This window comes from Streptomyces luteosporeus, from assembly GCF_039532865.1.
Lineage (GTDB): Bacteria > Actinomycetota > Actinomycetes > Streptomycetales > Streptomycetaceae > Streptomyces > Streptomyces luteosporeus.
Window position 1 is genome coordinate 76,745 of sequence record NZ_BAAASL010000026.1, and the last position, 24,321, is coordinate 101,065.

At 70.3% G+C, this 24,321-nt stretch carries 24 protein-coding genes and 1 pseudogene; 9 read left to right on the forward strand and 16 right to left on the reverse strand.

Annotated elements, in window-relative coordinates:
* Positions 1-265: 265 nt before the first annotated feature.
* Entirely contained in the window at positions 266-718 is a 453-nt protein-coding gene (locus ABD361_RS27220; RefSeq protein ID WP_344439019.1) for a hypothetical protein, read from the reverse strand.
* Between the two features lie 97 nt (positions 719-815).
* A complete protein-coding gene (locus ABD361_RS27225; protein ID WP_344439022.1) occupies positions 816-1,370 on the reverse strand; it encodes a DUF4232 domain-containing protein in 555 nt (184 codons plus the stop codon).
* Between the two features lie 196 nt (positions 1,371-1,566).
* On the opposite strand from ABD361_RS27225, the gene ABD361_RS27230 reads away from it, so the two are divergent.
* Positions 1,567-2,817: a helix-turn-helix domain-containing protein gene (locus ABD361_RS27230; protein WP_344439025.1), complete on the forward strand. Its 1,251-nt coding sequence runs from the start codon at positions 1,567-1,569 to the stop codon at positions 2,815-2,817.
* Between the two features lie 83 nt (positions 2,818-2,900).
* On the opposite strand, the gene ABD361_RS27235 is transcribed toward ABD361_RS27230, so the two are convergent.
* Entirely contained in the window at positions 2,901-3,599 is a 699-nt protein-coding gene (locus tag ABD361_RS27235; RefSeq protein ID WP_344439027.1) for an SDR family oxidoreductase, read from the reverse strand.
* Between the two features lie 138 nt (positions 3,600-3,737).
* On the opposite strand from ABD361_RS27235, the pseudogene ABD361_RS27240 reads away from it, so the two are divergent.
* The 3 genes and pseudogenes from ABD361_RS27240 to ABD361_RS27250 form a co-directional block, all read left to right on the forward strand.
* A pseudogene (locus ABD361_RS27240) lies at positions 3,738-3,982 on the forward strand (transposase); the annotation flags it as partial.
* 470 nt (positions 3,983-4,452) lie between these two features.
* Positions 4,453-4,752: a hypothetical protein gene (locus tag ABD361_RS27245; RefSeq protein WP_344439029.1), complete on the forward strand. Its 300-nt coding sequence runs from the start codon at positions 4,453-4,455 to the stop codon at positions 4,750-4,752.
* Positions 4,753-4,918: 166 nt separating this feature from the next.
* The gene (locus tag ABD361_RS27250) at positions 4,919-5,665 is read left to right on the forward strand and encodes an SDR family oxidoreductase (RefSeq protein ID WP_344439031.1); all 747 of its coding nucleotides are present in this window, start codon (positions 4,919-4,921) and stop codon (positions 5,663-5,665) included.
* A gap of 315 nt (positions 5,666-5,980) precedes the next feature.
* Here ABD361_RS27250 and ABD361_RS27255 read toward each other — a convergent pair whose 3' ends face one another.
* The 4 genes from ABD361_RS27255 to ABD361_RS27270 form a co-directional block, all read right to left on the reverse strand.
* On the reverse strand, positions 5,981-6,436 hold the full coding sequence (locus ABD361_RS27255) for a GNAT family N-acetyltransferase (protein ID WP_344439034.1): 456 nt from the start codon (positions 6,434-6,436) through the stop codon (positions 5,981-5,983).
* A gap of 32 nt (positions 6,437-6,468) precedes the next feature.
* Complete coding sequence (locus ABD361_RS27260; RefSeq protein ID WP_425583335.1) at positions 6,469-6,981, reverse strand: carboxymuconolactone decarboxylase family protein; 513 nt, start codon at positions 6,979-6,981, stop codon at positions 6,469-6,471.
* A gap of 327 nt (positions 6,982-7,308) precedes the next feature.
* On the reverse strand, positions 7,309-11,142 hold the full coding sequence (locus ABD361_RS27265) for a wHTH domain-containing protein (protein WP_344439038.1): 3,834 nt from the start codon (positions 11,140-11,142) through the stop codon (positions 7,309-7,311).
* Positions 11,143-11,178: 36 nt separating this feature from the next.
* The gene (locus tag ABD361_RS27270) at positions 11,179-11,964 is read right to left on the reverse strand and encodes a nucleotidyltransferase domain-containing protein (RefSeq protein ID WP_344439041.1); all 786 of its coding nucleotides are present in this window, start codon (positions 11,962-11,964) and stop codon (positions 11,179-11,181) included.
* A 103-nt stretch (positions 11,965-12,067) separates the two neighbouring features.
* On the opposite strand from ABD361_RS27270, the gene ABD361_RS27275 reads away from it, so the two are divergent.
* Together ABD361_RS27275 and ABD361_RS27280 are read left to right on the forward strand one after the other, a co-directional pair.
* Entirely contained in the window at positions 12,068-13,306 is a 1,239-nt protein-coding gene (locus tag ABD361_RS27275; protein WP_344439092.1) for a serine/threonine-protein kinase, read from the forward strand.
* 371 nt (positions 13,307-13,677) lie between these two features.
* Complete coding sequence (locus tag ABD361_RS27280) at positions 13,678-13,851, forward strand: CsbD family protein (protein ID WP_344439044.1); 174 nt, start codon at positions 13,678-13,680, stop codon at positions 13,849-13,851.
* A 66-nt stretch (positions 13,852-13,917) separates the two neighbouring features.
* Here ABD361_RS27280 and ABD361_RS27285 read toward each other — a convergent pair whose 3' ends face one another.
* The 5 genes from ABD361_RS27285 to ABD361_RS27305 all read right to left on the reverse strand — a co-directional run bounded on the left by ABD361_RS27285 (position 13,918) and on the right by ABD361_RS27305 (position 18,923).
* A complete protein-coding gene (locus tag ABD361_RS27285; RefSeq protein WP_344439047.1) occupies positions 13,918-14,979 on the reverse strand; it encodes a cobalamin-independent methionine synthase II family protein in 1,062 nt (353 codons plus the stop codon).
* Between the two features lie 109 nt (positions 14,980-15,088).
* Positions 15,089-15,673 carry a PadR family transcriptional regulator gene (locus tag ABD361_RS27290; RefSeq protein WP_344439050.1) on the reverse strand — a complete coding sequence of 195 codons (585 nt, stop codon included), beginning with the start codon at positions 15,671-15,673 and terminating at the stop codon, positions 15,089-15,091.
* Between the two features lie 81 nt (positions 15,674-15,754).
* Positions 15,755-16,309, reverse strand: coding sequence for a DinB family protein (locus ABD361_RS27295; RefSeq protein ID WP_344439053.1), 555 nt, complete (start codon positions 16,307-16,309; stop codon positions 15,755-15,757).
* Positions 16,310-16,432: 123 nt separating this feature from the next.
* Positions 16,433-17,899 (reverse strand): aldehyde dehydrogenase family protein, encoded by a 1,467-nt coding sequence (locus ABD361_RS27300; protein WP_344439056.1) that lies wholly within the window; start codon positions 17,897-17,899, stop codon positions 16,433-16,435.
* A gap of 160 nt (positions 17,900-18,059) precedes the next feature.
* Positions 18,060-18,923, reverse strand: a complete 864-nt coding sequence (locus ABD361_RS27305; protein ID WP_344439058.1) for a helix-turn-helix domain-containing protein — start codon at positions 18,921-18,923, stop codon at positions 18,060-18,062.
* Between the two features lie 332 nt (positions 18,924-19,255).
* On the opposite strand from ABD361_RS27305, the gene ABD361_RS27310 reads away from it, so the two are divergent.
* A complete protein-coding gene (locus ABD361_RS27310) occupies positions 19,256-19,798 on the forward strand; it encodes an ATP-binding protein (protein ID WP_344439059.1) in 543 nt (180 codons plus the stop codon).
* 9 nt (positions 19,799-19,807) lie between these two features.
* On the opposite strand, the gene ABD361_RS27315 is transcribed toward ABD361_RS27310, so the two are convergent.
* Together ABD361_RS27315 and ABD361_RS27320 are read right to left on the reverse strand one after the other, a co-directional pair.
* A complete protein-coding gene (locus ABD361_RS27315) occupies positions 19,808-20,047 on the reverse strand; it encodes a DUF397 domain-containing protein (protein ID WP_344439061.1) in 240 nt (79 codons plus the stop codon).
* A 202-nt stretch (positions 20,048-20,249) separates the two neighbouring features.
* Positions 20,250-20,552 carry a UBP-type zinc finger domain-containing protein gene (locus tag ABD361_RS27320; RefSeq protein WP_344439064.1) on the reverse strand — a complete coding sequence of 101 codons (303 nt, stop codon included), beginning with the start codon at positions 20,550-20,552 and terminating at the stop codon, positions 20,250-20,252.
* 261 nt (positions 20,553-20,813) lie between these two features.
* Between ABD361_RS27320 and ABD361_RS27325 the strand changes: the two genes are divergently transcribed.
* Both ABD361_RS27325 and ABD361_RS27330 read left to right on the forward strand, forming a co-directional pair.
* Positions 20,814-21,842 (forward strand): rod shape-determining protein, encoded by a 1,029-nt coding sequence (locus tag ABD361_RS27325; protein ID WP_344439067.1) that lies wholly within the window; start codon positions 20,814-20,816, stop codon positions 21,840-21,842.
* A gap of 97 nt (positions 21,843-21,939) precedes the next feature.
* Complete coding sequence (locus ABD361_RS27330; RefSeq protein ID WP_344439069.1) at positions 21,940-22,395, forward strand: tellurite resistance TerB family protein; 456 nt, start codon at positions 21,940-21,942, stop codon at positions 22,393-22,395.
* Positions 22,396-22,494: 99 nt separating this feature from the next.
* Here the strand turns inward: ABD361_RS27330 and ABD361_RS27335 are convergent, their stop codons facing one another.
* The gene (locus ABD361_RS27335) at positions 22,495-23,592 is read right to left on the reverse strand and encodes a type III polyketide synthase (protein ID WP_344439072.1); all 1,098 of its coding nucleotides are present in this window, start codon (positions 23,590-23,592) and stop codon (positions 22,495-22,497) included.
* Between the two features lie 193 nt (positions 23,593-23,785).
* A partial coding sequence (locus ABD361_RS27340) for a biotin/lipoyl-containing protein (RefSeq protein WP_344439074.1) occupies positions 23,786-24,321 on the reverse strand: 536 nt, incomplete at its 5' end.

Genomic DNA, 24,321 nt, shown 5'->3' on the forward strand with positions numbered 1-24,321 from the left:
AGCCCCGACACCGCGCTCACCAGGAGCGCCCGCTGCCCGCCCGCGCCACCGGCGTCGGGCGCCAGGTCTTCCAGGAGTCGCTCGACGTGCTTGTCGCGGCCGGTGAAGGCAGAGGCCGGGGCGGGCAGCCCGGACAGCGCCGGGGTGATCTGCGGCGGCAGCTGCATGGTGATGTTCCGGCCCTGGACGACCGTGCGAAAGAAGAACCCACCGTTGATCGTGTTGTCGACTCTGCCGCCCGCACGAGCATCCTTGGGCACGCCGGTCACCGCTCCGGGGTGGCTGGGCTGCCCCCGGGAGCGCCCGCGGAGGGCGGAATGGGCGGGCTGGTGAAGGTCAGGTTGGAGAAGTCCCGGCCCTGCACCACCGGCCCGTACTGGGTGCCGCCGCTGACGGTGTTCACCACCGCCCCGTCCCCGGTGGTCACCCGTGCGGCCTGCTCCTGCCAGGCCGCAAGCCCGGTACGGAAGTCCTCGTCCAGCGCGGCCCGCACGGCCAAGGCCGTGCTCAGTACCTGCGCCCGGCCCTGGTCGCCAGGATCTCCGGCAAGGCGCACCAGTTCCGCCTCCCCGGAACTGACCGCCGGGGCCTGCCCGCCGCCCTCGCGGCGGAACGGACGCCGCACCAGCGCACCCAGCCCCGCCCACGCCTGCCGGCCGAGCTCACCGCCGGCCCCGCCGGCCAGCGCCGCCAGCAATCCCACCGAGACCGGATCCATGCCCCACCATCCTCGCCTGGCGCAATCGTGTGCTTGCAGTCAGCGACGAACGGACGTGCTGGACGGTTCCCGGCCTGGCCCCCCGCCGGAGCACCGGTCACCAGGACAAGGCGCTCTCCGCGTCCGTCTGCCAGTAGGTGACCCAGGCCGTGTCGTCGATCCACGTCTTCTGCGGGAGGCGGACGGTGACGGTGCTCGTGCTCCCGCCGCTGCCGTCGCCGGTGTCGAGGGAGATGCGGGCGGTCTTGGCGAAATAGCCCCAGTTGGCGCTGTCATCCGCCGTGGACGTCTTGATGCCCGCGTAAGCGGACTGCCCCGGCTGCAGGGTGACGACCGCCTGCGGTGCGGAGGCTTCGAGGGAGCCGAGGACGTACTGGCTGTCGTCGAAGCCGACGAACGGCGCGCGGACGGCGTTGCAGGGCGCGGAGCCGGTGTTGGTCGCGACGAGCAGCGCGTGGTTGATCGGGCGGCTGACGTTCTGGACCTTGAAGGACAGATCCTTCAGGCCACAGGTGGCGGTGACCGCACCGTGCCTCACCTGCGGGACGGGGGCGGCGGCCTGGGCCGCCTGCGGGGCGGTCATGGCACCTGCGAAGAGCGCGGCGGCGGCCGCGAAGGCGGTGGCGGCAACGGAGGAGGTACGGATACGCATGAGTGCTTCCTCTGGGGTCGATGGCCGTTGGCCGGTGGTCGGTGCCGTCAGCTTTCGAGATGACCGATTCCGGCTTCAACCCCCGCCGTGTCATACGGGACATTCGAACACTTCCACCTAGGCTGACCTGCGGGGATTCCGGCCCTTGGAACGCGGGACCGGAACGGTCGACGTCGTACGAGGGGGTTGCCGGGCGGTGACCGGACAGACGGAGGAGCTGGCGCGCGCGCTCAGCGAACTGAAGGACCGGGCGGGCCTGAGCTACGGGACACTGGCGAAACGGCTGCATATGAGCACGTCGACGCTGCACCGGTACTGCAACGGGGCGGCTGTGCCGGCCGAGTACGCGGCGGTGGAACGGTTCGCGAGAGCGTGCGGGGCGGAGCGGGAGCAGCTGCTGGCACTCCACCGGCTGTGGATCCTCGCCGATGCGGAACGCGAGGCGGCGCGCAAGTCGCCGGCGCCTCCGGCAGACCCCAAACCGGAGCCCGACCCGGAGCCCGAACCGGAACCCGTGGCCCCGGCGAGTTCCGGCCAACGCCGCGTCCGCATGGTGCTCATAGCCGCGATGGTGATCGGGGTCGCGACCGTGGGGACGGCCTTTGCCGGCAGCTACTTCACCGCCGACCGCGGCACGGCGGCTCCTCGCGCGGGCAGCAGTCCGAACCCATGGAACGTGGAACCGAACGGGGACTCCTACCCGAGTGCGAACGCCTCCCGCTCCCCCGGGCTGCCGTTCCCCCAGTGGGACCCGACCGGTCCGCCGCCCCTGCCCGCGTCGCCCGGCGGCACCCAATCCCCCGCCTCCCCGGGCCCGCCCCCGCTGGCGGCGGACGTCCGCGCGTACTCGTTGGATGACCGCTGCGGCTCCATGTACGTCACGGGGCGCACCCCCGGCGAAGTACCGGCACCCCCGGAGGGGAACGACGCCCGCGGCTGGGTGACGGGCATGCGCGCCGTGGCGGGCGGGCGGATGCAGATCCAGGTGACCGTACAGGGGAAGGGGCGGGAAGCCGTCGTCCTGCACGGCCTGAGCGTCCACGTCGTCGACCACACCGACCCGCTGGAATGGACCGGCTACTCCATGGGCGAAGGCTGCGGCGGCGGACTGACACCACGCACCTTCGACATCGACCTGGACACCGATCGTCCGGTCGCCCAACCGAAACCCGGCGTGCAGGGCAACATCGAACTCCCGGCGGCCCACTTCCCGTTCCGGGTCTCGTCGGCCGACCCGGAAGTCCTCGACGTGGTGGCCCACACGGACAAGCGGGCGGTTGCCTGGTACCTCGACCTGGAGTGGAGCAGCGGCGCCCGCCACGGGACCTTCCGGATCGACGACAACGGCCGGCCGTTCCGTACGAGTGCGGTGAAGTCGCGGCCGCAGTACATGTACAACGCGGCGAAGAAGGCGTGGGAGCCGCTCGACGACTACGCGCGGCACTAGGGGTTTGCCGGGTCGATCGCGTAAGTCGCTGAGCTGCCACTTCTTCTCGAAGGAGGCCCCGTACGGCCCTGGGCAGCTCCGCCTCAGCCAACCTGCCCCGTCGGCCGCACCGTGATGTGGTTGATGTCCACGCCCACGGGCTGGTTGATGGCGAACACAATCGTGTCCGCGATCTGCTCGGCGGTCATCGTGGCGGCGGCCTCGGGGGTGCCGCCGCGGGCGTGCCAGAAGGGGGTGTCCACGACGCCGGGGGCGACAACGGTGACGCCGACTCCGTCCTGGCCGACCAGGAGGCGGGTGTTCTCGGCGAGGGCGTGGGCGGCCCACTTGGTGACGGAGTAGAGGTTGCCGGGGGTGTGGCGGACGCCGGCGACCGAGCCGATGATCACGATTCGGCCCTTGGAGGCCCTCAGGTGGGGCAGGGTCTGCTGGATCAGCAGGGCGGGGCCCAGGACGTTGGTGAGGACCATGGCGCGCATGTCCTCAGGGGCGTGGGTCTCCAGGTTGCCGGGCAGGGAGAAACCAGCGTTGGCTATGACGTTGTCCAGCCGGCCCCAGGTGTCCAGCACGTGGCGGACGGCGGCGGCGACGTCATCCGCTTCGCCGGCGTCGCCGGTGATCGTCAGCAGCCGCTCGCCCGCCCCTGCGGTGGCGGCGAAGGCAGCCAGCTTGCCCGCGTCGCGTCCGGTAACGGCCACGCGGTGGCCCTGCTTGAGCAGGGCGCGGGCGGTGGCGGCACCGATTCCGGTCGAGCCGCCGGTGATCAGCGTGACGGGGTCCATCGGACGGCCTCCTCGGCGACGGGGTCATCGGGGCAAAGCGCCTGCACTATAACCAGCGATCTTCAACGCTGGCTCCTGGCTTTCTCCGACGGTCCCGCTCCGGACTGCCTATCAGGCGTTGTTGAGTCGCTGATAGGGCTGCGGGGGTTAGATCTGACTGACGCCCTGTGGGTGCGACTTGAGCCGCTCCTGACAGTGAGCAACCACCGCTGTGGCCGATGGCGGGACCATCGGCAGGTAGCCAACGAGTGCCGTACCGGATCCGGACGGGCGTGCAGTGGCGCGATCTGCCGGAATGCTACGGGCCGGCCGTGGAAGCGTGGAAGACGGTGCACGAGCGGCATCGCCGCTGGTCACTCCCCCAGCGGGTTCAGGCCGAGGCGCGACCGGCGCCCGGCTGGCTCCGCCACCGCGTCCCAAAGGGGGTTTGGCGGTCGGGAACGCTCGGATCCGGGGCGGAACCGATCGACCTCCTGGCGGAGGCGGTGCAGGGGGTGAGGCGCTCGGCCGCTCACGCCGCGGCTTCACCACAATGCTCGTCACTCCCGGGCAGCGGGCGGACTGCACCCAGTTCGAGCCGGTCATGGAACGGATCCCGGTGCCGCGCCCGGCTGCCGGTCGGTCGCCCTTCCGCGCGGCGGCCACCAGGTACGACAATCGCGCCTGTGTCGACCTCGGCACCGTCACTGCCGCGGTCCTCATGATCTGACTCCGCTCTTGATCGCCAGGACGTGCCCAGTGCGACGGCATACGCCGGCGAACGCGGGTCCTACCGCCTCAAGCGCCACCGCGCCGTCGCCCCTCGCGCCTCGCCCCTCGCAACGACAGGTCAGCCGGCACTATCGTGAGCGCCATGCCCATCAGTGTGCATGTGCAGACCAACATCGGGGACACCGTCGCACTCTCCACGCACACGGCGCTCGACGCGCTGTGCCGTCGGGCCGCAGCACTGGCAATGCCGATGCTCGGCTACGTCGACCCCCATGGCGACACATGGTTCAACCAGTCACAGATGCGACTCGTCATCCCGGAGCTGAAGGCTCTGCTCGACGGCGCATCTGCGGCCGAAGCCGAGGCCGCAAACGAACTGATCACGCTGGCTGCCCAACTGGAACTCAAGCCGCACCGCTACCTCATCTTCAAGGGCGACTGACGGCACGTCTGAAACGTGCCCGACAGGGCACGCGGCGTGGTTGCCCCGCGTGGCGGGCTGGAACGGGACTGCCGCTCCATCGAGGATGGGATCTGCGTGACCATCTGACCGACGGGCGGCGTCACGGCGGCGTGGTGTCGCGGTCTCGTCGAAGGAAGGCCGGTTCATGAAGTTCGCAGTCATCGGCGGGACCGGGCTCATCGGGTCCCGGGTCGTGCAGAACCTCAACGCGGCCGGGCACCGGGCCGTCCCGCACGCGCTGTCCACCGGCGTGGACATCATCACCGGCCAGGGCGTGGAGGCCGCCGTCACCGGCGCCGACGTCGTCGTCAACCTCACGAACTCCCCGACCTTCGACGACGCCTCGCTTTCCTTCTTCCAGACCTCCATGGACAACCTTCTCGCCGCGAGCAAGAAGGGCGGCGTCCGGCACTTCGTCATCCTCTCGATCGTCGGCGCGGACCGCGTGCCCGGCCTCGACTACTACCGTGCGAAGGTCCTCCAGGAGGACATCCTCAAGGCCGGGTCGATCCCCTACTCCATCGTCCGCGCCACGCAATTCATGGAGTTCATGGACGCGACCCTGGCCATGACCACCGACGGCAACACGGTGCGCCTGCCGCGCACCCCCATCCAGCCGATCGCCGCCGCGGACATCGCCGCGGTGGTGACCGAGGTCGCCGCGGGCAGCCCCTTGAACGGCGTCCTCAACGTCGCGGGGCCCGACGTGTACCCCCTCGACGAACTCGGCCGCCTCACGGTGGCCGCCGAGGGCGACGGGCGAACCGTCGTCACGGACGACGGGGCCGGTCTGTTCGCCGCCGTCGACGGCGGCGTCCTCACCGCCGCGCCGACGGGCGGCGGCGCCGCCGCCCGCATTGCGCCGACCCACTATGTGGACTGGCTGCGCTGACGGGGTTGGGGGCGGTGCGGTGCGTGGGGCGCTGCGGCGCCGTCGTGGTTTGTCGCGCAGTTCCCCGCGCCCCTTCGGGGTGGGCCGTGCGTGGGTTGGTGCGGCGCCGTCGTGGTTGGGCGCGCAGTTCCCCGCGCCCCTGGGGGGTGGGCGGTGCGTTGGGCACTGCGGCGCCGTTGTGGCTAGGCGCGCAGTTCCCCGCGCCCCTTCGGGGTGGGCCGTGCGTGGGTTGGTGCGGCGCCGTCGTGGTTGGGCGCGCAGTTCCCCGCGCCCCTTCGGGGCGCTGCGGCACCGGTCCCGCGGCCCTTGGGGTGGCTAGAGGGGGAGCTTGAAGCCCTCGTGGGTGGGGGTGAAGCCCAGGGCGGAGTAGAAGCGGTGTGCGTCCTCCCGTCGCTTGTTGCTGGTCAGCTGGACCAGCGCGCACCCGCGGGCGCGGGCACGCTCCGTCGCCAGCTCCATCAGGACCCGGCCCAGGCCGCCACCGCGCCGGTCCGCCCGGATCCGTACCGCCTCAATCAGGGCCCGCTCGGCCCCGCCCTTACCGAGCCCCGGGATGTACGTCGCCTGCAGGCACCCCAGCACCGTGCCGTCAGGAGCGGCGAGGACGAGCATCTCGTTGCGCGGGTCCGCGTCGATCGCCGCGAACGCGCGCTCGTACTCCTCCGTGACCGTGATCGTCGCCGGGTCGACCACCGTCTCCTCGTCGGCAAGCAACGCGAGGACGGCCGGCAGGTCGGCGCGTGTGGCGGGGCGCAGGATCGGCATGGTCATGGCCAGACCCTAGCGGCAGTTGATCTCCGCTCTTACTCCCACGGCTCGTTGAACGCACGGCCCGGCACCGGCTTGGCTATGAGGGCGATCGAAATGAAGAAGTTCACCTGGCCGATGGCGATCATGAGCGTTGCCAGCGCCTTCTCGTCGTAGTGCTCCGCCACCGCGGCGTACAGCTCGTCGGAGACCCGCTCGCCCTGCGCGGACGGCTGCAGCACGGCCTCCACCAGGGCCAGCGCGGCGCGCTCCGGAGCGGTGAAGTACGGCGAGTCCTGCCAGGAGGACACCGAGGTGATCCGCTCCTCCGACTCCCCCATCTTGCGCAGGAACCCGGTGTGCAGAACGGTCAGGTAGGTGTTGGCGACGATCTGCCCGGCGCGCAGCTGCACCAGGCTGATCGTGCTCCGCGGCACCGACTGGTTGCCGGTGGCCTTGAACAGGGCCGCGGACACCTCCGCGAGCTCGGGCACGAGCTTCACCGGATCGGACATCCGCGGCCCCACCTGCACCTCAGCAGTGATCGAACGCGCAGCCGTCGTCGTCATCGTCATCGTCGTCTCCCCTTCGGGCGTCTCGGCGTGATCGTGTTGCTCTCACTGCTTTGACGGATGGCGACGCACGAGTGTGACAAGGGCCAGCGAGAACTTTCAGGGGTTGTCGGTGAAGGACACGTCACAGTCCGCGCACTCGCAGTACGCGGACCCGTCTTCCTGCGGAAAGACGGTGATGTTGTCGCTCCCACAGTTGGGGCAGTTCATGGCTGGCGATCCTCCGCTTCTCGACTCCTCGTCCCCCGCTCCTTTCTATGCCCAGGCGCGGGGGCGCATGCGCGTCGCGCGGTAGCACGGTGCGGGTGCGCGTCCGCGCGCGGCTCACGATGCGCGCGGGATCCGCGGGATCGCTTCGCGGAGGGCGGTGGGGAGGTCGATGACGGGGAGGCCAAGCGCCTGGTACCAGCGCCATGTCTGTTCGATGGTGGCGCCGATGTGGCGGGAGGTCTCCACCAGGCGAACGAGCGGGGCGGGGTATGTAACGCTGTTGAGGTCCACCAGGTCCATTCCGCCGATCAGCACAAGGGCGGCTTCCCACGACATGCCGTCCGGCAACCGATGACACGAAAGCTCCACCCCGTAACGGCCCAGCAGACGGACCAGTTCTTCCGGAGCGGTCGTGATGACACGCGACATCAGCAGGACGCGAGCAAAGGGCATGGTGTCCTCAGTGGTCAGGTCGCCCCAGAAGTCGTCGTTGAAGAGCAGGACCCGGTCCAGGACCGTCAGCCGACGTGGAATCGACAGGGGGATGTCGAACCCGTATTCCTCCAGCCGCTCAATGGCGGCTCGTACCCCGGCCGGACCCGCCTGGAACACATGTGAGTAACGGATCGGCTTGCCAGGACGCAGGAACGGATGGGCGCTTTTCCCGACGTCGTAAAGCAGCTCCAAATCGCCGGTGCGAGCGTCCTCGGGGAAACGGGACGGGGTCTTGAATCCCAGCCCAGTCAGTCGTTCACGGACGACCGAGAGCTCCATTCCGAGGTCATCGGCCACAGCGATCACATGGCCGGGCGGCACCTCTTCCGCGCGGTCCAGCCATGGCGGTCCGGCCTCCCCCAGTCCCTCGCCGAGAAACCGCAACAGATCCTCGTCGGGCCGATCGGGCAGACAACCCGGATCAACCTGAAACCCGTAGCGTCGGAACCGATCGCAGATTTCGGGAACGCTGAGGCCCAGGGCCAGGGAAGCAGCTGCGATCAGCCCAGGTGGGCTCGGTCTGGTGTCGGGCAGATAACCCATACGCTCCACGGCCTCACGAGAGAACAGAGGATGGTCAACGGCTTCGTTGTACAACCGCAGAATGTCGTCCGGAACGTGTGTGCCCACACAGCGCCACGCCGCGACCGCCTCCTCCGCACTTACCCCGAGTCTCCTCACCACATCCATTACACGCTCAGCCGTTACCTCGTACCCCGGCCCCACACGGCTGCCGGTGCGGTCGAACAAGACCATGAGGGCCGGCCAGCCGCCGGAGGCCACGGCCGCGACCACCTCAGGAGTCCGTTCGTGGATACCGAAGTCGATTACCCGCTCCAAGACCTCCACGGGCGATGCGCCGGTTGCCGCGGCGAGCCGCGCCATGCCGGTTCCGACGATGGCGCCGGGGCGCCAAGTCCACAGGAAGTGCCTGTCGGACTCCGCGGCCAGCATTTCCATGTCGGACGGCAACGCCAATCGCACGTCGCGGACCTCTGCGAGCTCGGGACATACCGCGGTGAGCTCTTCGAGGACGGCTTCGGCCCGGTGAGCCAACAGCCGCCACAACACGATGTGGTCAGGTGGGAAGCCGGATACCCAGAACCGTGACTCCCGGTCCGTAAGCTCCTCGGCGATAATCGACAAGTCGGCGGGGAAGCACCCTTGCTGTTCCAACGAGAGGGTGCACCCATCGAGGTGGAACGTCCGACCAGCATGCATCGCCGCGACCGTCAACAGGTCCCCGAGTGCTCCGTTGGCGCTCGCTGCGTGAACGATCCACTCGTAACTGGGCAGTGGCGCATCAATGCGCACCAAGTCGTGGGCGGCACTGCTGAGGATCTCCTGCAGCGTGCCGGAGACGTCGTCCAGGACGTTCGCCCTGTCCGCCGAGAGCCGGGCCGGAGTCAGGGGGCCGGAAAGGTTGACCACGACTCCCCTGGGCCGGCTGTCCAGTGTCGCCAGCACGCCACGCCGCACCGTCGGCTGGACGACCAGGCCGTCGACAAGAAGCGCCCCGCCCTCCTCGCACCAGATCACCTGGGCCCCGGCCGGCGGGTCGGCCCATGGGACCAGGGCACCATGAGCGTTGATGCCGAAGTTCTCGCCCTTCGGGCCTTCTCGGGGGCGTAACACGCCCGGTTCCCAATCGGTCGTACGGCCCCCGTGCCGGACCGCCGTCAGGAACTCCGCAATTCCCAACAGCCGTTCCAATACGTCCGCGCAGGACCAACCTGCCCGTGGCTCCCGCAAGTACAGCCGTACCCGCGTGCCCGCGTCCGTCTCCTCCCCCCGTTCCTTCACCTCCACGATCCGGAACAGGTGGCCCGGGCCGAAGACCCGGACCTCCAGCACCGGCCCCAAGTCACCCTTCGCGTCCATGCGGCACGTCCGTACCCGCATTTCGTCCGCCAGCATGAAGTAGCTCAGTACGCCGATGCCGAAGCGGCTGTTCGGGTAGAACTCCACCGGCGGGTCGGCCTTCCCCCAATCCGCTCGCTCCAGCTTGAAGTCCAGCTGGTCCACGAAACGCGAGCCCGCCTTGCAGAAGACGCCGCGGAGTTCGGATTCGCCCATGCCGATGCCGTTGTCGTGGCACTCGACGTATTCGCGGCCGTCCTCGTCCGTGGCCTGGTCGAAGGTGATGCGGCCCTCGTACGCGTACGTCGCCGCCCTCGTCCGGTCCAGGTATTCGGTCCGGGCTCGTCTGTAGCGGCAGGCGTCCAGGGCGTTCTGGTAGAGCTCGCGGATCGCCAGGTCGCGGTCCTTGTAGAGCTGGACGCCCAGGAGGAGGTCGCGGACGCGGCGTTCGTCCAGGCGGAAGCCCGCCCAGCCTTTGACGACGTCATCGGCCGGGGTGACCTCGTCGGAGGAGAGGCGGGCGGGGAGGGTGGGGAAGGGGTGGGTGATTCGTTCGTGGGCCGTGCGGCGTACCGCCGCCAGTAGCTCGTCCGTGCGCGTCACGTACTCGCGCAGGCCCTCGATCACCGCCGCGTGGTGGCACTCCGCCCGGAGTACCGGCAGGTCGCGGGAGCCGCCCCAGGCGGAGCGGGCGAGGGTGCGGTGGAGTTGGTCCAGGTCTACGGGGTCGGGGATGCCCACGTGTTCGACCACGATCTGGGGGAGGGCCGTGATGTCGCGGCTCATGCCGTAGGCGAGGGCCAGGAGGAGGACCAGGCGCTGGTCGCGGATGCGCTGCGGGCCACCGCGCCGGAGGCGTACCGCGTCGTCGGCGGGCAGGTCGTCGAGGAACTCTCGGTTGCACACGTCCGCCCCGCGGCGCAGGCCGTGCAGGACGCGGCAGACGCGGCGTACGTCCAGGATCTCGCCCATCGCGTCGGCCGGGTCGCCGATGTCCTCCAGGAGCCGGCGGACCTGCTGCGGGCCCGCGAACTCCTCCCTCTGCACCAACCAGCGGTGGAACAGCCAGCTGGTGAGGGTTCGCACTGTCTCCTCGGAGCTCTGCCTGGCCCGGCTCATGAGGAAGTCGTGGCTCTCGGCGAACGCGGTGAACGACGGGTCGGCGGCGTTGCGCATCGCCGCTGTCAGCTGCAGGTAGTGCGTGCGGTAGAGGAATGGGGTCAGGGTGAGGAGTGCGGCCTCCGCCGGGTGGACGTCGAGGTCGCCGTCCGCGGCGAGCAGATCCTCCACGCATTCCGCGAACCGGTGGACGACGCCCTCGTCCCGTATCCATGGGTCATCCGGTACGTTCACCGCGTCCCGTAGGTCGGCCAGTGCCGTCACCACGTCGACGACCAGTTGCCGCAGCGGCTCGGCGTCGCGATCGGGTGGGACGTGGCGCCAGACGCTCGACTCTGCTGCCAGTTCCACCCACGGGTCGCGCGGGGGCGGGGGGTCGTGGGGTAGGGGCACGTACACGTTCACCGTGTGGCCCTGCGCAATCACTCCGGCCTGCGAATTCGTCACCGTGCTGCGCGTGTTGTGGCCCTGCATCCCGGCCCGCCTCCCCTCCGCAACGCTTGCTACAGACTAGGAGCAGCCCGCCGCAGCGAAGAGCGCTTCCGCCTCCGTGATCGCCGTCTGCAGGGCGTCCGGGTCCGGCTTCAGGCCGGCCAGGGCGCGGTCGACCTCGCGGAGGCCGGCCCGCTGGAGCAAGGTCTTCTCGTTGGTCACCCACTCGCCGCGTGCCGCCAGCACCGCGTGGGCGGTCTGCATCGCCGCGGTGGAGAGGGCTCCCGCCACCTCGGTGAGCCTGCCGTGCGGGGCGTGGTTGGCGCGGGCGTACGTGAGGGTGAGGTGCGCGTTGCCGCGCCAGAAGGCGGGGGCGGACTCGCGCAGTGCCTGTGGGTACGGCGGGCGCGGGAGCGTACCGTGCAGGACGCGGTTGATCGCGAGCTCCGCGACCACGAGGTAGCTGGGGATGCCGGCCAGGTGGAACATCAGCGGTTCCCAGTGGAAGCGGCCCTGCTCCGCCTCGGCGAGTTCGTGTTCGACGACGTCGAGGTCGCGGTAGTGGACGTCCACCCGACGTCCTTCGACCGTCAGCCACGCCCCACCGTTGAACACCCCGCCGCCCCACTCGCCGATCCCGGAGACCTCGCCCGGCCAGCCGAGGGCGCGCAGGTCGGCGGGGTCGAAGGCGCCGCGGTAGTAGACGGCGGTGTCCCAGTCGCTGTCGGGCGTGTGCGTGCCCTGCGCGCGCGAGCCGCCCAGTGTGACGGCCTCCACGGTCGGCAGCGCGGAGAGGCGTTCCGTGAGGCGGCCCAGGAATGCTTCGTCCTGATCGTTGCAATCGTCGCGGGGCCTCTCAGGCATTCGTCTTCACCTCTCCTGTCGCGCTCGGTTGCACGCCATACTTCTTCTCACACCGGCGAGTTGTTGCCATCATCCGCCACGACGACGGGGGCGCGACCTGATGATGCCTTTGCTGCCCGCTGATCCACGGGAGGTCGGGCCGTACCGTCTGCTCGCGCGTCTGGGCAGCGGGGGCATGGGCCGGGTGTTCCTGGGGCGCTCGCGCGGAGGGCGGGCGGTCGCGGTGAAGGTGGTGCGGCCGGAGCTCGCCGAGAATGCGGTCTTCCGCCGCCGGTTCGCCCAGGAGGTCGCGGCGGCCCGCCGGGTCAACGGCTTCTACACGGCGCAGGTCGTCGAAGCGGACACCGACGCCGATCCGCCGTGGCTGGTGACGTCCTACATCCCCGGCCCCTCCCTGCAGGAGGCGGTCGAGCGGTGCGGCCCGATGCCGGCGGCTGCCGTGGCGGCGCTGGGGGCGGGGCTGGCCGAGGGGCTCGGGGCCGTTCATGCCTGCGGCGTGGTGCACCGCGACCTCAAGCCCGGCAACGTCGTCCTCGCCGACGACGGACCCCGCCTGATCGACTTCGGCATCGCCCGGGCGCTGGATGCCACCTCCCACCTGACGCAATCGGGCGTCATCGGCACCGCGGCCTTCATGTCGCCGGAACAGATGCTGGGGCGGGAGGCGACACCGGCGAGCGACGTCTTCTGCCTCGCCGGTGTGCTGGTGTACGCGGCCACCGGGCGCAGCCCCTTCGGGGTGGGGCCGGCGGCGGCCGTGGCGTACCGCGTCGTCCACGACGAGCCGGACCTCTCCGGCGTGCCGGCGGGTCTCGTCCCGCTGATCCGTGCCGCTCTGGGCAAGGACCCGGGCGATCGGCCGGGCCTGTCCGCCCTCCTGGACCACTGCGCCGCGCAGGCCGGCGGTGCTGCCGTGTGGCCTGGCGACGTCACGAGTTTCATCGCCGAGCAGGTCGCGGAGACGAAGTACCTGACTACGCAGCCCGTCCCTGCGGAGCCTGCGGCGCCTGCCCCTCCTTCGGCGCCTGCGCCGTCTGCGCCGCCCCTTGCGGTCGTGCCTGCGCGCTTCGGCATTGTCGCGGGCCGTGACACGCTCTTCATGCCGGCGCTTCCCGGCCGGAACGGGACGGGTCGGGCGGTCACCGTGGTGCTTCGGTGCAAGGTGCCGGGAGAACCCGTGGCCCATGGTGAGCCGTTGTTGCGGGTTTCCACGGCTCACGGTGAATTCCTGATCACCTCGCCGGTCCGTGGTGTGCTCCACGCCATGGACCATGCGGTGGGCTCCGCGTTATCCGTCGGGGCGAGGTTCGCCGACTTCGGATCGCGCACCGTCCCTTCCTAGGCGCGCGGCGCAATGTCGATCTGCGGCTGCCGCCGCGGGGGTCCGGGCGCAGCACGGCACTTCGTCTGCGGGCGCATTGTGGCTTGTCGCGCCCGCGCGGCGGAGCCGCAGATCGACACTGCCCCGCGCCCCTACGGGGCGCCGTGGTGTCGCCTGACGAAGATCCGGCGGCGGCCTGCGGCCGACACGCACGGCGCTTCGTCTGCGGGCGCGTCGTGGCTTGTCGCGCAGTTCCCCGCGCCCCTGACGGGGCGCTGCACGATCCACGGGACATGCCCCGCGCCCCTTACGGGGCCCTGGGGTTTGCCGGGGCTCCGGGGAGGAAGACGAACCGGAGTCAAGGACGCCGACGCGAATCCTGGAGGCATCGTATGAGTGCCGAGAAGAAGGCGCGGAACCTGGCCGACAAGGCCAAGGGCAAGGCCAAGGAGGCGGCCGGATCGCTCACGGGCAATGACGCCAAGCGGGCGCGCGGGAAGGCCGAGCAGAGCAAGGCGGACGCCAAGCAGGCCGGCGAGCACGCCAAGGACGCCTTCCGGCATTAGTGCCGTCGTTCCCTGCAGAACGGCTCCTGCCGGCCGGGGACCCCGGGCCCCCGGCCGGCAGGCGTTTCATTGGAGGGCCTGTTCCGCCAGTGCCGTGCCCTCGATCCTGGCGCGGATCTTGGCGAAGGCCGTTTCCCGGGACGTCGAGGTGTCGTCGGCGAACGGGGCGAAGCCGCAGTCGTCGCAGGTGCCCAGGCGGTCGGCCGGGAGGTGGCGGGCGGCCGCGAGGACGCGGTCGCGGACCTCCTCGGGGGTTTCGACGCGCGGGTCGACCGGGTCCGTCACGCCCACGAACAGCCGGACCCCGTCCGGCAGATGGTCGGCCAGGACCTGCAGGACTTTGTCCGGATCCGGTTCACTCGCCAGTTGGACGAAGAAGGCGCCGGCCTTCAGCTGGAGGAGCTTGGGCACGAGGGCCGCGTAGTCGACGTCCAGGCTGTGGGTGGAGTCCTGGTCGCCGCCGGGGCAGGTGTGAACGGCGATCCTGGCGCGTTCGGCGTCCGAGAAGCGTTCCAGGACGCGGTTGTTCAGGGCGATGAAGGCGTCCAGGACGCCGCCCGAGGGGTCGAGCTTCAGGGACAGGCGGCCCTCGGTGAAGTCGAGCTGGACCGCGTGGGCGCCGGCGTCGAGGCAGGCGCGGATGTCCGCCTCGGCCTCGTCGGCCAGGTCGTCGAGGAAGGCTTCCCTCGGGTAGCCGTCGATGCCGGTGGGCGGGTAGAGCAGGCTGAGCGCCGAGGGGGCGATCACCGCCTGCTTCACGGGTACGGTCGCGTGGGCCTGCGCCGCCCGCAGGTACGTGGCGGCCCGGACGCCGTAGCGGAAGGGGCCCGAGGTCAGGGCGGGGAGCCGGCGGGTGTGGCCGTCCGCGAAGGGGATGACCACGCCGTCGGGCGACAGGCCGGGCAGGCCCGCCAGGGGGTAGGTCGCGAAGCTCGGCTTGGACTGTTCGCCGTCGGTGACCACCGCGGAGCCGAGGTCCTCCAGACGGCGGATCGTGTCGCGGACCGCACGGTCCCGGGCGGCGGCGAGACCGTCTTCGTCGATCTTGCCGGAGGCGTGAGCCGCCATGGCGTCGAGCAGCTCGGGGGGTCGGGGGATGCTGCCGATGGGTTCGGTGGGAATCCTCACGCGGGGAGCGTAGGGAAGGGGCCGGGGCCCCTCAATCGGTTGCACGGCACTGTCAGCACGTGCGAACGCAACCGGCCAGGCGCCGCCGTGCGCGACCCGGGGCGCGTGCTCAGCGCACGACGCCTTCCCACGGGTCGCCCTCGTCGGCCATCACGTACGCCCCCGCCTCCAGCCGCTCGATCAGGCCGCGCGCCCAGCGGGCGCCGCCGGCGGCGATGTCCTCCCACAGGACGCCGATCTCGGCGATGTGCCGCCAGTCCTCGCCCTCCCCCGGCGTCCAGCGGCGGCGGATGTCCTCCCGCCACGCCTCCAGGGCCGCCACGCGCTGCCGCAGCAGGGCGACGGCCTCGGCGCGCGGCAGGTCGACCAGGAAGCCGACGCAGGCGGTCAGCACGTCGACCCGCTGGTCGTGGGAGGCCAGGGCGGTGCGCAGGAGGGAGAAGTACTCCGCCTCGCCCGCCGCCGTCAGCTCGTACTCCGTACGGGGCGGGCCGCCGGCCTCGCTGGGGGCCGTGTCGTGGGCGACGAGCAGGCCCTGCTTGGCCATGGTCTTCAGGGCGTGGTAGATCGAGCCGGGCTTGGCGTTGGACCACTCCTGGGCGCCCCACATCTCCAGGTCGCCCCGCACCTGGTAGCCGTGGGCGCGGCCGTGCTGCCGCACCGAGCCCAGGACCAGCAGCCGGATCGCCGACATCTTTCGTACCGCTCTCGTACTGCCTCGTACCGCTTCGCGCGGCCGCTTGCCGCGGCCGCTCGGGTTCTGACCCGGACCAGCCTAGGCGGTCCCGCCCCGGCCCTCCGCCTCGATCGCCACCAGTTCGAAGGCCGTCTTCCCGTCGAGCGACTCGCGGATGACGTCCGCGTGGCCGGCGTGCCGGGCGATCTCCTCGATCAGGTGCAGCACCACCCAGCGCACGGAGACCCGCTCGCCCGGCGGGAACCAGGGGGCCTCCGGAAGAGCGAACGTTTCCTCCAGGCTCTGCACCGAGTGCACGAAGCGCTCGGTCTCCGCCGCGACGCCGGCCCAGTGGGCCAGCAGCCCGGTGACCGACTCGCCCTCCAGGAGGCGGAAGGAATCTCCCCAGTTCGATTCGTCGCGCGCAATGGCCGGCGGCAGGCCCTCGGCGCGGCGCACCCACGTCTGCTCGGTCTCGATCACGTGCTTGAGGAGGCCGGACAGCGACAGCTCGCTGGCGCTGGGCCTCGTGGCCGCCTGCTCCTCCGTGAGGCCCAGGACGGCGCGGCGGAGGCCGCCGCGCTGGGCGTCGAGGAAGGCGAGCAGGGTGCTGCGCTCGTCGGCCGGGTCCTTCTCGATCACATGCGTGGGCATGGGTGAGGTCGCCTTTCGTCCACCGCGGCTGCTGCTTGCTGACAGATCAACAGTAGGGCGCGACTAGGTCAGACGCGGTCCGATATGCGGCCTGCAGGTCCGGCATGTCACACCCGGCGAGTCTCAGAACGGGAATCTGCTGCGGCCGTGCTGGATCGAGACCCACTTCGTCGTGGTGAACGCCTCCACCATCGACTCCCCGTTCAGCCGCCCCACGCCCGAGTGCTTCTCGCCCCCGAACGGCACGATCGGCTCGTCGTGGACGGTCGCGTCGTTCACGTGCACCATGCCGGTCTCGATGCGCATGGCCACGCGCACGCCCCGCTCCACGTCGCCCGTGTGGACGGCGCCGCTCAGCCCGTACGGGGTGGCGTTGGCGATGCGTACGGCCTCCTCCTCGCCGTCGAAGGGGACGATCACCGCGACCGGGCCGAAGATCTCCTGTCCGTGGACGGGCGAATCGGGCGGCAGCCCGGTCAGGACGGTCGGGGCGACGAGGTTGCCGTCCGTCACCCCGCGCAGCAGGGCCGTGGCGCCGTCCGCGACCGACTGCTCCACCAGGCTGGTGATCGCCTCCGCCTGTCCCGAGTTGATGAGCGGGCCGATGTGCGTAGCCGGGTCGCACGGGTCGCCGACTTTCAGGGTGCGCACCTTGGCGACGAACTTCCGCGTGAACTCCTCCTCCACCGTCCGGTCGACGAGGATGCGGTTGGCGGCCATGCACACCTGGCCCTGGTGGATGAAACGGCTGAAAACGGCGGCGTCCACCGCGTAGTCGACGTCCGCGTCGTCGAGGACGATCAGCGCGCTGTTGCCGCCGAGCTCCAGGACGGTGCGCTTGAAGTGGGACGCGGCGACGGTGGCCACGTGCCGGCCGACCTTGTCGGAGCCTGTGAAGGAGATGACCTTCGGCACCGGGTGCTCGATGAGCGCGTCACCGATCTCGGCGATGTCGGTGACGACGACGTTGAGGACGCCCCCGGGCAGGCCGGCGTCCTCCAGCAGCCGGGCGACCAGGGTGCCGCCGCACACCGGGGTGTTCTGGTGCGGCTTGAGGACGACCGCGTTGCCCAGCGCGAGCGCGGGCGCGACCGACTTCAAGGACAGCAGGAACGGGAAGTTGAAGGGGCTGATCACCCCGACGACGCCCACCGGTATCCGGTAGAGGCGGTTCTCCTTGGTGTCGTCCGGGGAGGGCAGGATGCGGCCCTCGGGCCGCAGGGCCAGCTGGATCGCCTCCCGCAGGAACTCGCGGGCCAGGTGCAGCTCGAAGGCGGCCTTCGTGGCCGTGCCGCCGCACTCGGCGGTGATGGCGGCGGCCAGCTCCTCCTCGTGGTCGTCGATCAGACGCAGGGCGCGCTCGAAGACCAGGCGGCGCTTGTACGGATTGGTGGCGGCCCAGGCCGGCTGGGCGCGCTCGGCGGCCCGGTAGGCCAGGTCGACCTCGGCGACGCTCGCCACGGTGATGGAGGCGAGCTTCTCACCGTCGTACGGGTTGAAGTCGACGATGTCCCACGAGCCGGTGCCGGCCCGCCACTCGCCGTCTATGTACTGGGCCGCTAACGCGTCGAAACTGGATCCGTAGGACATGCGCCATCCCGTCTGCGAGGCTCTGCGTACCTGTGCGTACCTGTGCGTACCGAGGGGTGTACCGCTGTGCGTACCGACGTTCGTACCGGCATGAGTGCCGGCGTTCGTGCCGGCGTTCGTTCCTCCGACCGGACGTCATCGTACGCGCGTGCCAGTCACGTCACAGGCGTTGCAGCAGAGCGGAGATGTGGTCGCGCGTCCTCGCCGGGGACAGGCTGTCGGCGTGCAGGCGCTCCATCACCCGCGCGTACTGGGCCACGTCCTCGGGCTTGTCCAGGTAGAGCGCGCTGGTCAGCTGCTCCAGGTAGACGAGGTCGACCAGGTCGGACTCGGGGAAGCGCAGCAGCGTGAAGGCACCGCCCTCGCCGGCATGCCCGCCGTGGGCGAAGGGCATCACCTGCAGGGTCACATTGGGCTGCTCGGAGATGTCGATGAGGTGCTGCAGCTGATTGCGCATGACCGTTTCATCACCGTACGGGCGGTGCAGCGCCGCCTCGTCGAGGACGGCGTGGAAACGCGGCGCCCGCTCCGAGAACAGCAGCTTCTGGCGCTCCATGCGCAGCGAGACCCGGCGCTCGGTCTCGGCGGCGTCCGCGCCCGGCTGGCCGCGCACGACGACGGCGTGGGCGTAGCCCTCCGTCTGCAGCAGGCCGTGCACGAACTGCACCTCGTAGATCGCTATTTCGGAGGCCGCACCCTCCAGGCCCACGTACGTCTGGAACCACCCCGGCAGCACATCGCTGTAGCTGTGCCACCAGCCGGCGACGTTGGCCTCCCGGGCCAGACCCAGCAGCGCCTCGCGCTCGGCGGGGTCACCGACCCCGTACAGCGTGAGCAGGTCCTCCACGTCCCGCGCCTTGAAGCTCACCCGGCCCAGCTCCATGCGACTGATCTTCGACTCGGACGCCCTGATCGAGTAGCCGGCCGCCTCGCGCGTGATGCCGCGCGCCTCGCGCAGCCGCCTCAGCTGGGAGCCCAGCAGGATGCGTCGCACCACCGAACCGCTCGACTCGCTCGTGGCCATCTGTGGGACCCTTCCTCTCGCCGGGACGGCCGCCGGTCCTGCCCGGCCCCGCTCCCGGTCGCGGTCTACGGCCTTTCCGGGGCGACCCCCGCAGCCCCCGGCGCCGAAGTCTGCCATCTCCGGGCTCCGTTGCGTGCAGGTGCGGTTACGCAGACCGGCCACGGGCAGGAGCTCTACGACGGGGGGCGTAGGGAGAATTGGCACCGAACCCCCTGTGCGCCCCCAAATCCGCCTCGTGCACGTGCATCTGCCCTTGCATCCGCCGGGCGCATTGGCAACCATGGAGCTCGCACACGTGCACGTCACGTCCTCGATTGCCAGGAGTGCCTCGGATGGGTACCGAAGGATCGACTGTGCTCTCACCCTTATGGCGAGGGCTTCCTCCGATCGACCCGTCCACCGACTCCACCTCGGCCTCCTGTACGCTCCCGCCCTGCTTCGAAGCGGTCGGCAGCGCCCGGCAGTTCACGCGGGCCACGCTCGACCAGTGGGAGCTGGGGACGCTCTTCGACGAGGTGGCGCTCGTCGTGTCCGAGCTGGTGACCAATTCGATGCGCTACGCCCTGCCGGCGGACCGGATGGCCCGGTTCGAAGGAATGGCGGAGATGGCCGACCTGGGGTGGGGTCGGGGGGCCGAACCCCTGGTGCGGCTGCATCTGATGCGGTGGACGTCACGGCTGGTGTGCGCGGTGCGCGATCCGAGCGAAACGGGACCGGGGCCGGCCGCGGGCGAGGCCGATGCCGGTGCCGAGCGCGGACGCGGGCTGTTCCTCGTGGAGTCGTTCAGCGACGCGTGGGGCTGGCACCCGCTCGCCGGGGCGACCCACGGCAAGGTCGTCTGGGCTCTGTTCCGGCTGCCACGCGGGCGCGACTAGATCACGGGGTTAGTCGCGCAGCAGGTAGTCGAATTCGCCGTCCTTGATGCCGAGCACCATGGCTTCGATCTCGGCGGGTGTGTACACGAGCGCCGGACCGTCCGGGTGGCGGGAGTTGCGCACGGCAATCCCGCCACCCGGCAACTTCGCGAACTCCACGCACGAACCCTGGGAGTTGGAGTAGCGGCTCTTTCGCCACACGACATCTTGGATGTCCGAGGCGGCCATTCCGTTGTACGCCTGGGCCACTGGAGACTCCCGGATCGTTGCTGGGGCCATCCTCGTATCCAGAACAACGATTCGAGGACGTCAACTCCTCCGGATCATAGCCCCGTTCATGTGCCCCTGCATGAGCCGATGCACGTGCACTGACGGTGTCCCTCCCACTACTTCACGACTCCTTCGCGGAAGCCGAACCTCCGAGTGATCCGGCTCCGGAATGCCGGGGGTGTCAGTCCGGCAGGAGCAGGGTCGCGTCCACGTAGCACCAGGCCCAGGTTTCGCCCGGCTCCGCCGAGCGGGCCACGTCGTGGCCGGGGGTCGTGCGCGCGTGGGCGCTCGCGTGCTGGTGGGGGGAGCTGTCGCAGCAGCCGATGTGGCCGCACACCAGGCACTCGCGCAGGTGGACCCACGTGCTGCCGATGCGCAGGCACTCCTCGCACCCCTCCGGGGTGCGCGGTTTCACGTCGCGGACCTCGCCGAGGTGGGTGCAGGGCCTGCCCTCGGCGACCCGCCAGGTGCTCGGGTCGGTCATATCTTCGAGCTTAGGCCGTTGTCAGACCCCCCTGCCAGACTCAGCTGCGTGAGCCGGGGCGGAGGCGGGCGACGGGGGTGTCCTTCTCCGTCCGGTTCACACGGCAAGGTCCACACGGCCCGATTCACGCGGCCCGGCGCACACGGACCGGTTCACGCGACCGGCCCTCACACACCCGGCCCCTTTCCGCGGGCAGTGCGGCGCGGCGCCTTGCACGATGGCCTTGGATCATTGGCGTCGAGCAGGGCAGGACCAGATCTGATGACCCTCAGTCTCGAACAGCTCACGCGCTGCACCGTGGCCGTCGACCTCGGAGCGTCCAGGACCCGCGTCTACCTCAGGGACAGCGGCCTGGTCGTGGACGAGCCGAGTCTCGCCGCGGTCAATTGCCGCACCGGGTCCCTGATCGCCGTGGGCACGCTGGCCGGCGGGATGGCCGGGCGGACGCCGGGGCACATCCGGGTGGTGCGGCCCATTTCCGGCGGCACCGTCGTGGACATCGACATGGCGCAGCGCATGCTGCGCTTTCTGGTCAACGACAAGATCCGCCGTGCTTGGCGCCGCAAGCCGATGCTGCGGGCCGCGGTGTGCCTGCCGCACGACGCGGAGCCGATCGCGCAGCGGGCGGCCGTGGAGGTGCTCACGGCGCTGGGGGCGCGGCGGGTGGAGCTGGTGGACGCGCTGATCGCCGCGGCCGTCGGCTGCGGGCTGCCGGTGGAGCAGCCCGAGGCGACGATGATCGTGATGTGCGGGGCCGCGTCCACGCAGATCGCGGTGTTGTCGCTGGGCTCCATCGTGGCGGCGGAGAAGGTGCAGGTCGGCGGGGACGCCATCGACTACGCGGTCATCCAGCACCTGCGCAGCGAGCACGAGCTGATGCTGCCGTCGCAGGGGCTGCACCCGCTGCACCTGGCGTTGTTCGATCCGGCGCGGATGGGTACGGAGGCGGAGGTGCGCGGCCGCGACGTGGCCACGGGCCTGTCCCGTACGGTGCTGGTCAACACCGCTCACGTGCGGGAGGCCGTGCACACGCCGCTGACGGCGGTGATCGACGCGATCGGCCGGGTGCTGCGGGAGTGCCCGCCGGACCTGGTGGCCGACCTCGCCGAGCGCGGGGTGATGCTCGCGGGCGGCAGTGCGATGCTGCCGGGGCTGGACATGATGATCGAGCAGGCCACCGGCATGGTGGTGCGCATCGCCGACAAGCCGGACGTGTGTGCGGTGATGGGGCTGGGCGCGATGATCGAGGGGAAGGTGCGGCCGATGCACCTGGATCCGCTGGCCGGATAACGACGCTTTCCCCGCCCTTTCCCGTTCTTGGGAACTTCTTTAACGTCCGCGACGGTTCTCCCTGTGCACCCCTATTCGCACAAGGAGAAGGACGCACATGGCGCTCTGGGACCGGTTCAAGGACTCGGCCACGACGATGCAGGGCCAGCTGCTGGCGAAGAAGAACGAGCTCAAGAGCGGCGCATTCCGTGACGCGAGCATGGCGATGTGCGCGCTGGTGGCGGCCGCCGACGGTTCGATCGACGCCTCGGAGCGGCAGCGCGTCGCCTCGCTGATCGCCACCAACGACGTCCTGCGCAACTTCCCCGCCGACGACCTGCAGGCCCGTTTCAACGACTACTGCCAGAAGCTGACGACCGATTTCGACTTCGGCAAGGTCAGCGTCATGCAGGTCATCGGCAAGGTGCACAAGAAGCCGACCGAGGCGCGCGCGGTGATCCAGATAGGCATCGTGATCGGCGGCGCCGACGGCAACTTCGACAAGGACGAGCAGGCCGTCGTCCGCGAGGCGTGCTTCGCGCTGGGCATCAACCCCGCCGAGTTCGACCTGTAAGAGCCTCCTGGGGCCTGCCGAAGGCCCCCTGCGCCCGCGTGCCGGCCCCGGGCCCCCCTTTCTCACGTCCCGGGGCCGGCCGGTCCCCCGTGGGCCTCCTCACGCCGGCAGGACGGCCGACGCGCGCTCCGCCGAGCTGTCGCCGACGCCCTTCTCCGTCCAGGTGCCCAGCGCGATCTCGGCGGTGATGCCCGGCCCGAAGCCGGCGATGATGCCGCGGGCCCCGTCGTGGGCCCCGCCGTCCACGAAGAGCCGCTCCAGGGCGTCGAAGATGACGGCACTGGCGATGTTGCCGCGCTCGGTGAGCGTCTCCCGGCTGTAGCGGAAGGTCTCCAGCGGCAACCCCAGGTAGTGGCCGAGGTCGTCGAGGATGCGCGGGCCGCCCGCGTGGACGATGTAGAAGTCGAGCTCGGAGACGTCCCACTGGTGCGGTTCGGCCATGTCGCGCATCGCCGGTGCCAGCATCGCCATCGTGCCCGGCACCCGCTTGTCCAGCAGGAAGTGGAAGCCGGTGTCCCGCACCGCGTAGGAGATCCACTCCTCGGTGTCCGGCACCAGGTGCGAGCCGTTGCGCTCGATCCGTACGCCCGTACCGCCCTCCCCGCGCATCACGGCGGCCGCCAGGGCGTCGCCGAAGAGGCCGTTGGAGAGCAGGTTGCCCACGCCCAGGTCCGTGGGCTGGTAGAGCAGCGAGCAGAACTCGCACGCCACGATCAGCACATTGGACCGCGGGTAGGCCTGGCAGAAGTCGTGTGCCCGGTTGATGGCGGCGCCGCCCGCGGCACAGCCCAGCTGGGCGATGGGAAGCTGCCGGGTCTCGTGGCGGAAGCCCATCGTATTGATCATCCATGCCGTCAGCGACGGCATCATGAAGCCTGTACAGGACACATACACGATCAAATCGATGTCGCGGGGGGTGAGCTCCGCGTGGTCCAGCGCCCTGTTCACCACGTCGGGCACCCGGGCCTTGGCCTCGCGCTCGTACCGGGCGTTGCGCACGGTGAAGCCCGGGTGCTTGAGCGTGTCTTCGATCGGCTGTACGAGGTGTCGTTTCTGCACGCCGGTGTTGCCGATCAGCCGGAGGGCGAGCTCCAGCTGAGGATGGTCGGCGTGGAGCGTCCGTGCGAGCTCCAGCGTCTGTTCCCGGGTGATCACGTGCTCGGGAACGGCAATGGCCGGTCTGCACAGCGTCGCCATGACGGCCTCCCAGTCGCGTCGGTTCCGATGCCCAGGGCCGCCAAAACGGCGTGCCAGCATATGTCCAGTGCATGCCGCAAAGCGCGGCGCGCCACACATATGCCCGGAAAGTTCACCCGAAGAGCGCACTTATCTACGCAAACAGAACATTCGTTCGTCGAACGCACAGCACGCTCATAGGAAATGCAGAGGATCAGTCCTTGATCTCGCAGATCGCGGCGCCGGACGCGACCGAGGCACCGACCTCGGCGGCCAGATCCTTGACCGTACCGGCCCGGTGGGCGGTGATCGGCTGCTCCATCTTCATGGCCTCCAGAACCACCACCAGATCACCCTCCTGGACGACCTGACCGTCCTCGACGGCGACCTTGACGATGGTGCCTTGCATGGGGGAGGCGAGGGTGTCGCCGGTCAGGGCGGAGCCGGACTTCTTCGCCGCACGGCGCTTGGGTTTGGCGCCGCCTGCGGCGGCGGTGCGGGCGAGGGTCATGCCCAGGGAGGCGGGCAGGGAGACTTCCAGGCGCTTGCCGCCGACCTCGACCACGACGGTCTCGCGGCCACCTTCGCCCTCCTCGTCCTCCGCACCGGCTGCTCCCGCATACGGGGGGATTTGGTTGTCGAATTCGGTTTCGATCCAGCGGGTGTGGACGTGGAAGGGGTCGTCGGTGAAGGCGGGGTCGGCGACGACGGCGCGGTGGAAGGGGATGGCGGTGGCCATGCCCTCGACCG

Coding starts and splice junctions, on each gene's coding strand:
- ABD361_RS27235 (WP_344439027.1), bottom strand. CDS start 3,599: ATGGACCCCGTCACGCTGATCACCGGCGGCTCGACCGGAATCGGTGCC.
- ABD361_RS27325 (WP_344439067.1), top strand. CDS start 20,814: ATGACCCTCAGTCTCGAACAGCTCACGCGCTGCACCGTGGCCGTCGAC.
- ABD361_RS27220 (WP_344439019.1), bottom strand. CDS start 718: ATGGATCCGGTCTCGGTGGGATTGCTGGCGGCGCTGGCCGGCGGGGCC.
- ABD361_RS27330 (WP_344439069.1), top strand. CDS start 21,940: ATGGCGCTCTGGGACCGGTTCAAGGACTCGGCCACGACGATGCAGGGC.
- ABD361_RS27275 (WP_344439092.1), top strand. CDS start 12,068: ATGCCTTTGCTGCCCGCTGATCCACGGGAGGTCGGGCCGTACCGTCTG.
- ABD361_RS27335 (WP_344439072.1), bottom strand. CDS start 23,592: ATGGCGACGCTGTGCAGACCGGCCATTGCCGTTCCCGAGCACGTGATC.
- ABD361_RS27255 (WP_344439034.1), bottom strand. CDS start 6,436: ATGACCATGCCGATCCTGCGCCCCGCCACACGCGCCGACCTGCCGGCC.
- ABD361_RS27320 (WP_344439064.1), bottom strand. CDS start 20,552: ATGACCGACCCGAGCACCTGGCGGGTCGCCGAGGGCAGGCCCTGCACC.
- ABD361_RS27270 (WP_344439041.1), bottom strand. CDS start 11,964: ATGCCTGAGAGGCCCCGCGACGATTGCAACGATCAGGACGAAGCATTC.
- ABD361_RS27305 (WP_344439058.1), bottom strand. CDS start 18,923: ATGGCCACGAGCGAGTCGAGCGGTTCGGTGGTGCGACGCATCCTGCTG.
- ABD361_RS27265 (WP_344439038.1), bottom strand. CDS start 11,142: ATGCAGGGCCACAACACGCGCAGCACGGTGACGAATTCGCAGGCCGGA.
- ABD361_RS27250 (WP_344439031.1), top strand. CDS start 4,919: ATGAAGTTCGCAGTCATCGGCGGGACCGGGCTCATCGGGTCCCGGGTC.
- ABD361_RS27260 (WP_425583335.1), bottom strand. CDS start 6,981: ATGACGACGACGGCTGCGCGTTCGATCACTGCTGAGGTGCAGGTGGGG.
- ABD361_RS27310 (WP_344439059.1), top strand. CDS start 19,256: ATGGGTACCGAAGGATCGACTGTGCTCTCACCCTTATGGCGAGGGCTT.
- ABD361_RS27225 (WP_344439022.1), bottom strand. CDS start 1,370: ATGCGTATCCGTACCTCCTCCGTTGCCGCCACCGCCTTCGCGGCCGCC.
- ABD361_RS27290 (WP_344439050.1), bottom strand. CDS start 15,673: ATGTCGGCGATCCGGCTGCTGGTCCTGGGCTCGGTGCGGCAGCACGGC.
- ABD361_RS27245 (WP_344439029.1), top strand. CDS start 4,453: ATGCCCATCAGTGTGCATGTGCAGACCAACATCGGGGACACCGTCGCA.
- ABD361_RS27300 (WP_344439056.1), bottom strand. CDS start 17,899: ATGTCCTACGGATCCAGTTTCGACGCGTTAGCGGCCCAGTACATAGAC.
- ABD361_RS27280 (WP_344439044.1), top strand. CDS start 13,678: ATGAGTGCCGAGAAGAAGGCGCGGAACCTGGCCGACAAGGCCAAGGGC.
- ABD361_RS27295 (WP_344439053.1), bottom strand. CDS start 16,309: ATGCCCACGCATGTGATCGAGAAGGACCCGGCCGACGAGCGCAGCACC.